Genomic DNA, 7,898 nt, shown 5'->3' on the forward strand with positions numbered 1-7,898 from the left:
AACATGCTTTGTACCAAGACGGACACCGCTTCGCGCAGCGCATGCGCGGCTTACATAGAAGGTGCCGCTGACGGCATCTACAACACGATCGAAGCAATCGGCGGCACTTCCGGTCCGCAGGTAGGCCAGTATTTTTGCCTTCCCGTCGATGTAAAACCGCAGGAGCTGACTGACGCGGTGCGCAAATTTATCGCCGAGAATCCCGCCCAAGGCACTTTCAACGCGACGACCATGGTTTCCCTGGGCTTGGGTAAAGCCTTTCCGTGCAAGGCGGAAAAGTAAGCGTTCCTTGGCTGTGCGCCCCTCTGATGCCCGCCGCCTGATCAGCCGGGCACAGCATTTGCTGCACTGCAATACGCCGGTCATGTAACCGGCCTTTTGCAAATCCCGTCGTATCCACCTTCTCAAGGCTGATTCCACGACGAAGATGATCAATTTCGATACCTTCGAGCGCATCGCTTCGGCGCCGCTCAACACCTGGCCCGGCGCCATTGTCGTAGCAGCACTTGCGGTCCTGTTTGCCATCGGCGTACATCGCGTCGGTGCACGGATTCTCGTGCGCATCGCGCGGCCGTACCCGCTGATGAGCGTGGTCCTGCGTTTCATCGATAAACCCGCGCTCGCGCTCCTCATCATCCTCGCGCTCGGCTTTGTGCTGGTCGAAGCGCCGGATTCGCTGCCCTTCGCCGCCGCCTTGCGCGACCTGCTGACCCTTTCGTTGATTGTCGCGCTGACGTGGCTCGCCGTGCGTTCGGTCGGCGCCGTGGCGGAGGCGCTGGTTCAGGCCCATCCGCTCGACTCCAAGGATAATCTGCAGGCCCGCCGGATACACACGCAGGCACGCGTGCTGGCGCGCTCCGTGATGGTGGTCATCGTGATCATTGGGTTTGGTGGCGCGTTGATGACGTTTCCGGCCGTGCGGCAGATCGGCGCGAGCTTGCTGGCGTCGGCGGGCGTGGCGGGCCTGGTCGCCGGTATTGCCGCGCGGCCGGTGCTCGGCAACCTGATTGCCGGCTTGCAGATCGCGTTGTCGCAGCCCATCCGGCTCGACGACGTCGTCGTGATCCAGGGCGAATGGGGCCGCGTCGAGGAAATCACGGGCACCTACGTATCCATCAGGATCTGGGACCAGCGGCGCATGATCGTGCCGCTGCAATGGTTCATCGAGAACCCTTTTACCAACTGGACGCGCAATAGTTCGCAGATCATCGGGACGGTGTTTTTCTACGTCGATTACCGCATGCCGATGGCGCCATTGCGCGAAGAGCTCGAACGTATCCTCGAGCATGCGCCGGAATGGGATGGCCGCGTGCAGGTACTTCAGGTCACCGACGCCACCGAAAAGTCGATGCAGATTCGCGTGCTCGTCAGTTCCTTCGATTCCGGCCTGAACTTCGACCTTCGATGCCGCGTGCGCGAAGGTCTGCTGAACTTTGCCCAAGCCGAGTTCCCGCAGTTCCTGCCGCGCACGCGGGCGGATTTGGCGCCGGAGGGCGAGCATGTCGATTTCGTCGCGCCGCTGGACCGGACGCAGGCAAGCAGCGCGATCCGGCCGCCAGTACGCGGAACGGCCAATACGGAAGCCGATCCGGTGGCTAGCCGCGGAGAGCGGCATGGCCCGGATCCGACGGCGCATTCGGCGGCATCGACAGCGCCCGAGCCTGCCAGCGCGGGCGAGCGGCGCTGAACGCCGCATCCGACTTCAAGATCCGGACAAAGTTTGAACTGAGGCCGCCGCCCGGGGCCAAACTCACTACTATTTCGGGATGGACCCGAAAACCCGGACGTCACGAACCAAGAAAGGAATTCCAGGAATGAGCCGTCTAGTCGTTGTATCGAACCGAGTTGCTTCACCGACAGAAACCAAAGGCTCCGCCGGCGGCCTCGCCGTGGGTGTATTCGGCGCGCTGAAGGACAGTGGCGGCGTGTGGTTCGGCTGGAGCGGCGACGTGGTGAGCGACACGGTCGCGAACCAGGGCCCGAAGCTCGAACAGGATGGCGCGGTCACATTCGCGACCGTTGGCTTGCCGAAAAAGGATTACGACCAGTATTACCGCGGTTTTTCGAACGCGACGCTCTGGCCGGTCTTCCATTATCGAAACGATCTGGCTGTCTACGACCGCGACGAATACGCCGGATACAGAAGGGTGAACTCCTGGCTGGCGCACCGTGCGATCAAGCTGCTGCAGCCCGACGATGTCATCTGGGTCCACGACTACCATCTGATCCCGTTCGGCGAAGCGCTGCGCTCTGAAGGCGTCACCAACCGGATGGGTTTTTTCCTGCATATCCCGTTTCCGTCGCCCCAGATCCTGCTCAACATTCCGCCGCACGAGGAACTGGTCAAGTCACTATGCTGCTACGACGTGGTGGGTTTCCAGACCCCCGGCGATCAGGCTGCGTTTCATGACTACATCGTGCGTCACGCGCATGGCACGGCAAGCGCGGATGGTCAGGTGGAAGCCTTTGGCCGAAAGCTGAAAACGGGCGTGTACCGGATCGGCATTTTCCCCGATGAGATCGCCGAGCAAGCCACGCGTGGCGAAGCACGTCAGGACGTGATGGATCTGAAGCAGAGTCTTGAAGGACGCAAGCTCATCATGAGCGTGGACCGGCTGGATTATTCAAAAGGGCTGGTCGAGCGCTTCAAGGCTTTCGAGCATTTCCTTGAGAAATCGCCGGAATGGCGCGGCAATGTCACGCTCGTGCAGATTGCGCCGCCAACACGCTCCGACGTCGATACCTACCAGCAAATCCGCCATAACCTCGAGTATGAGGCCGGGCGCATCAATGGCCGCTACTCCGGTCTCGACTACACGCCGATCCGCTACATGAACCAGCGGTATGACCGGTGGAAGCTGATGTCGCTGTTCCGCGAATCGCAGATCGGGCTGGTCACGCCGTTGCGCGACGGCATGAACCTCGTCGCGAAGGAATACGTTGCGGCGCAAAATCCGGACGATCCCGGTGTGCTCGTCTTGTCCCAGTTCGCCGGCGCCGCCGACGAAATGACGGGCGCTATCATGGTCAATCCCCACGATATCGTCGGCATGAGCGAAGCGATCGGGCGCGCGTTATCCATGCCGCTTGCCGAGCGTCGCGAGCGCTATGAGACGAACATGAAAATGCTGCGCAAGTACGATCTCGGCGTGTGGCGCGACTCGTTTCTCGCCGACCTTCGCGGTGTCCAAAAGGGCAAACCGTCGTCGAAGACGAAATAAGCGGTAATCAAAAAAACGTTCTCACCACTCAAGAAACGGTCCAAAAACGCCGATGTAACGTTGCAAAACGTGTGTTTCGTGACTGTAACAGCGTCATGAAAGTGAAAGTTTTGCAAACGCCAGCGCATTCACGGCCAATAATGCGGGTGTCGTCATTACAAGAGGAATGCTCGCGCGTGACGACCGGCGACCGTGCTTATCCGGCATTGCACCGGCTAAAGATCACGGCGACGTAAGACCGAGTGGAGACGAGAACAATGAGAATTGCACAAATAGCACCCCTGACCGAGTCGGTGCCGCCCAAGCTGTATGGGGGAACCGAGCGGGTCGTGTCGTACATCACCGAGGCGCTGGTCGAGCTCGGGCACGATGTCACGCTGTTCGCTTCGGGCGACTCCGAGACCATGGCCAAGCTCGAAGCCGTCTGGCCACGCGCGTTGCGGCTCGACCCGGCTATCCGGGACCGGATTGCGCCACATATGCTGCTGATGGAAATGGTTCGCCGTCGCGCCGACGACTTCGACGTCCTGCATTTCCACATGGATTACTACTCGTTCTCGCTCTTCAAGCGGCAGGACACGCCGTTCGTCACCACGCTGCATGGCCGGCTCGACTTGCCGGAGCAGCAGCCGATTTTCAACACCTTCAACACCGCGCCGGTCATCTCGATCTCGGATTCGCAGCGCCATCCATTGCCACAGGCAAAGTGGTTGTCAACCGTGTATCACGGGCTGCCGGAAAAGCGATACATGCCGCAGCCGGTCGACCAGACCTACCTGGCGTTTCTCGGGCGCATATCGCCGGAAAAACGCGTCGATACCGCCATTCGTATAGCCGGACGTTGCGGCATGAAGATAAAGATTGCGGCGAAGGTGGATTCGGCCGATCGCGAGTATTTCGAGCGCGAAATTGCGCCCTTGATGAAGCTGCCGTATGTGGAGTTCATTGGTGAAATCGATGACCATCAGAAAGCCGATTTTCTCTCCGGCGCCCACGCGCTGCTGTTCCCGATCGACTGGCCCGAGCCGTTTGGCCTTGTGATGATCGAAGCCATGGCATGCGGCACGCCGGTAATCGCTTTCAACCGCGGCGCGGTGCCGGAAGTGGTGGACGAGGGCGTGTCGGGGTTTATTGTCGAGGACGAGATTGGCGCGGTTGCCGCCGTGAACCGGCTGCACACCATCTCCCGCGCAGGCGTGCGTAAATGCTTCGAGGAGCGCTTCACGTCGCACCGCATGGCGCAACAGTACGTGGATGCTTATCAGGCCGTTGTGAGGGCGCAGAAGCGCTCCCGGCTCAAGCTGATCGACAGCGCCACGAGCTAAAGGACCACGCAAGACAAAACCGCCGCGCAGTACGACCTTTCGGGTCGGGCTGCGCGGCGGTTTTTTTGCGGCATCACGTCAACAAGACAGGCTTGGAAACCTCAGATGGACAGACGCGAGACCTTCGTGCCTTCCAGTGACAGATTGGCCATCAGGCCGGCGTTCGTCAGCACGAACACTTCGACCGGCGCGGTTGCTGTCGTCGAATCGATGTTGCCGTTTGCGCCCATCTTGACCAGTGCGACGGATGCATCGCCGCCCACCGACCAGCCGTCGGTATTGCGGAATTTGTCGAGTGCGTCCTGCGTCATGAACAGGAAGATGATCGACTTGGATTGCGCACCAGCCTGCAAGCCGATGGAACCCGAGGTCGTGCTGTAATAGCCGACCGAGCTGCCGCCCACTCGCAGCGCGCCCTTGCCGTACTGCGCGCCCACGATGAAGCCCGCCTGGATTACCGACGGGAACACCAGCACGCCGCGCGCCTTGCCCACGAGTTCGCGTGAGCCTTTGGCCGTAACGTACAGGCGCTGCATGGTCGCATCGATATCCGAGTCGATTGAACGGCGTGCGTCCGCGTCGCCGGCCGTCTTTTGTGCGCCCTGGTTCGACGTCGTCGTGCAACCGGCCAGCGCGAAGCCGCCCATTGCAAGTGCGGCGGTCGATTTGATCATGAAGTTTCGTCTTTGCATCGTTTTCTCCATCGTGGTTTTTTGGGAAACCCCATCTAACGAGTGTTCCAGCAGGGCGATTTATAACACAGCAGGTCGTTTAACAACACCTTCGCTGACCGCGCAAAGCCTTGCCCCGCTTGGGCTTCAGCACGATAGCACGATCCGGTGAGGTAATTTTGACCTGGAGCGGCCCGCCGCTTGGCCGAGCGAGAACCCGCTTGTTTGTGTGAAACATTTTGTGCTCCCGTCCGGCAGATCTGCACTGCGCAAAATACGGGCCACCTCAACGAGGAAAGGCGAGTTACGGTCAAACTTACCCGTAAAAATAAGTTTGAAAGATGGGATGATTTGGTCGAAAAGAAGCGGTTTTGTTGTCACAACGCAAATTCGCGGTCTCATGGTTTGGCGACGTGTGTGCTTTTGTGAGCGGGTTCGTGCGTGGATTGAACGTCGTTTTTCTTCATCGGATGACGCAATGATCGACGAATCACACCGATGATCGCACCGAGCACGAAAAGCGTGATGGCCGGGACCACCCAGTATCCAACGAAGGCAGTCCAGAGATAGCCGAACAGCACGCCTTTGCGTGTCGCATATTGGGCGATGGCCTGCTGGTCCAAAGCGGTTTTCGCAGCCAGCATGTCTGGAGGACATCCGGCGCTTCGCGCTTCATCGATTGGACCGTGGCAGCGTTGAGCTGCGGGCTGCGCGCGTTGGGTATCGGTGAACGACCAGGTTGAAAGCGTGTGTGACAGGTCCGCGGAGTCATAAGCGAGTTGCTCGCGGATTTCATTTGCTGCCACGATCATCACCGGGACCGCCCAGAAGACGATCAGCACCAGCCACCGCCTGAACCAGCGGTTTTTATATCGCCACACCATCCTCGGGCCTCCGTCCGTTGCAGTGCTGCAAACCGGCAAGACTGGCGGACCCGTAGCGCTTGAATGTCGTATTTGTGTCTTAGGGCAGGGCCGCCTCCGCGTCATCTTATGAGATAAACCGCGTGGCGCGTAGCATGACCGTAGGTGCGCTGCAATAAGAGCGGGTGCGGGTTTTCCCGGCTTTGCGACCCTTTGCCACGCCTCGCGATGCTTTGTGACGTTCTGCCGCGGGGGGGTTTTAGTCGGTCGATCGATAAAAAAGCCGCGGGCCCGAAGGCGCGCGGCTTGCGCGGTAACGACCCGCGTCACCTCGCTGTGGCTTATCCCTTGTTGCTCAGGCAGTCTTTCATGAACGCCTTTCGCTCATCGCCTTTCTTGCCGGTAGCAGTCTTGTTGCATGCCGTCATTTTTTGCTGCTGGGTCATGGGTGCAGCTGCAGCAACTGGCGCCGATGAAAGGCAGTCCTTCATATAAGCCTTGCGGTCGTCGCCTTTCTTGCCGGCGGCTTGCGTGTTGCAAGTACTCATTTTCGACTGCTGGCTGTTCTGCGCGAACGCTGGCGTTGCAGCGAAGCTCCCGCTTAACGCTACGCCCAGTGCCAACGCTGTCATGGTTGCCCGGATCTTCATGGCGATGCTCCCTCTTTGGATGGATGACGTGCTGCAAGGTGACGCCGGTCGAAATCCAGGACTGGCGTTCGCCGAACGACATATATGCTTCGGCGCCTCATTATGGCAAAAAGCCCTACAAATGCCGTACGGTTTCGTACCGATACAGCATGAAAACCTGCGCTCGCGCATCGGCGCATGGAAGCGGAAGAACGGTCATCGCTGTACCACGATCAAGGTTGTAAGCTTGTGCTTCACGATGACGGCAATCGACTGTTGCAGGCTTACAATTTCGCCGGTGCTTGCCGCTGGCTGTCCGCACGCCATGCCGCGTTGCAGCGTCGCCACATTGCGGTTTTCGAAATGTTGCAGACCCGCTTGTTCCAACCGTTGAAGGAGTCGCGCATGACCAGCCCCTTGTCAGATCACTACAAAGGTTTTGAAATCAGCGTCCAGGCGTTGCGGCGCGCGAAGGAGCGCGACGAGCCCGACGACGGCCCGCGCCATTTCGATATCGTCGTGACCATTTCGCGCAGCTCGGCGGGCGAGAGCGGCAGATCGGAGATGTTCGGCGTGCCGGACCAGGAACCGTTCGAAAGTCCTATCGAAGCAACACGGGCCGGGATCGACTATGCGCGCAAGATCATCGACAAGCAGGTGGAAGGCCAGTCCGTCGATGAACTGTGATGGCTGCGTCATGTGGATCTGGGTCAATGAGCGGGTGTGCTGAAATCAGGGGCAACAGCAATTGCGGCATGCCGGGGAAACATCCACGCTTGGGGCGCGCGGCTGTCGGCCATACAGCCGGTTGAGCCGTTCTACAGGTTCTACGCGTCATAGGTTCAACGCCGTCCTACCCGACATCCGACAACTCGAACAATCCAGGAGATTCGTTGCATGAACTCACATGACAAGACCGTAAAACCAGCGCTGCGCCGCCGCTTTCTTTCCATCGCGCTGTCGCTTGGCGCTTGCGCTGCGCTGCCTTTGTCGATGTATTCGACCGGTGCCGCCGCTCAGACCGCGCATAAGCCCAAGGTCGCGCTCGTGATGAAATCGCTTGCAAACGAGTTTTTCCTGACCATGGAAACCGGCGCCAAGGATTACCAGAAACATAATCCGAGCCAGTTCGACCTGATCACGAACGGCATCAAGGACGAAACCGATACCGCCAACCAGATCCGCATTG

At 59.6% G+C, this 7,898-nt stretch carries 7 protein-coding genes and 2 pseudogenes (1 of these 9 running past the window's edge); 6 read left to right on the forward strand and 3 right to left on the reverse strand.

Annotated elements, in window-relative coordinates; translation table 11 throughout:
- The 4 genes and pseudogenes from ACFFAR_RS15335 to ACFFAR_RS15350 all read left to right on the forward strand — a co-directional run.
- Positions 1-282: pseudogene (locus tag ACFFAR_RS15335) on the forward strand (Rap1a/Tai family immunity protein) (it extends 78 nt beyond the left edge of the window).
- Positions 283-427: 145 nt separating this feature from the next.
- Positions 428-1,687, forward strand: coding sequence for a mechanosensitive ion channel domain-containing protein (locus tag ACFFAR_RS15340; RefSeq protein ID WP_174364022.1), 1,260 nt, complete (start codon positions 428-430; stop codon positions 1,685-1,687).
- A 127-nt stretch (positions 1,688-1,814) separates the two neighbouring features.
- Positions 1,815-3,221 (forward strand): alpha,alpha-trehalose-phosphate synthase (UDP-forming), encoded by a 1,407-nt coding sequence (otsA, locus tag ACFFAR_RS15345; RefSeq protein WP_174364021.1) that lies wholly within the window; start codon positions 1,815-1,817, stop codon positions 3,219-3,221.
- Positions 3,222-3,478: 257 nt separating this feature from the next.
- Positions 3,479-4,546: a glycosyltransferase gene (locus tag ACFFAR_RS15350; protein WP_174364020.1), complete on the forward strand. Its 1,068-nt coding sequence runs from the start codon at positions 3,479-3,481 to the stop codon at positions 4,544-4,546.
- Between the two features lie 101 nt (positions 4,547-4,647).
- Here the strand turns inward: ACFFAR_RS15350 and ACFFAR_RS15355 are convergent, their stop codons facing one another.
- From ACFFAR_RS15355 to ACFFAR_RS15365, 3 genes are all read right to left on the reverse strand, one after another.
- A complete protein-coding gene (locus tag ACFFAR_RS15355) occupies positions 4,648-5,238 on the reverse strand; it encodes a YSC84-related protein (protein WP_062000842.1) in 591 nt (196 codons plus the stop codon).
- Between the two features lie 377 nt (positions 5,239-5,615).
- A complete protein-coding gene (locus ACFFAR_RS15360) occupies positions 5,616-6,101 on the reverse strand; it encodes a hypothetical protein (RefSeq protein ID WP_375508080.1) in 486 nt (161 codons plus the stop codon).
- Between the two features lie 320 nt (positions 6,102-6,421).
- Positions 6,422-6,730 carry a PsiF family protein gene (locus ACFFAR_RS15365; RefSeq protein WP_061999371.1) on the reverse strand — a complete coding sequence of 103 codons (309 nt, stop codon included), beginning with the start codon at positions 6,728-6,730 and terminating at the stop codon, positions 6,422-6,424.
- A 384-nt stretch (positions 6,731-7,114) separates the two neighbouring features.
- Between ACFFAR_RS15365 and ACFFAR_RS15370 the strand changes: the two genes are divergently transcribed.
- Both ACFFAR_RS15370 and ACFFAR_RS15375 read left to right on the forward strand, forming a co-directional pair.
- On the forward strand, positions 7,115-7,396 hold the full coding sequence (locus ACFFAR_RS15370) for a hypothetical protein (RefSeq protein WP_062000843.1): 282 nt from the start codon (positions 7,115-7,117) through the stop codon (positions 7,394-7,396).
- A 210-nt stretch (positions 7,397-7,606) separates the two neighbouring features.
- A pseudogene (locus ACFFAR_RS15375) lies at positions 7,607-7,898 on the forward strand (sugar ABC transporter substrate-binding protein); the annotation flags it as partial.

It is taken from the genome of uncultured Caballeronia sp. (assembly GCF_964243625.1).
In the GTDB taxonomy this organism is placed as follows: domain Bacteria; phylum Pseudomonadota; class Gammaproteobacteria; order Burkholderiales; family Burkholderiaceae; genus Caballeronia.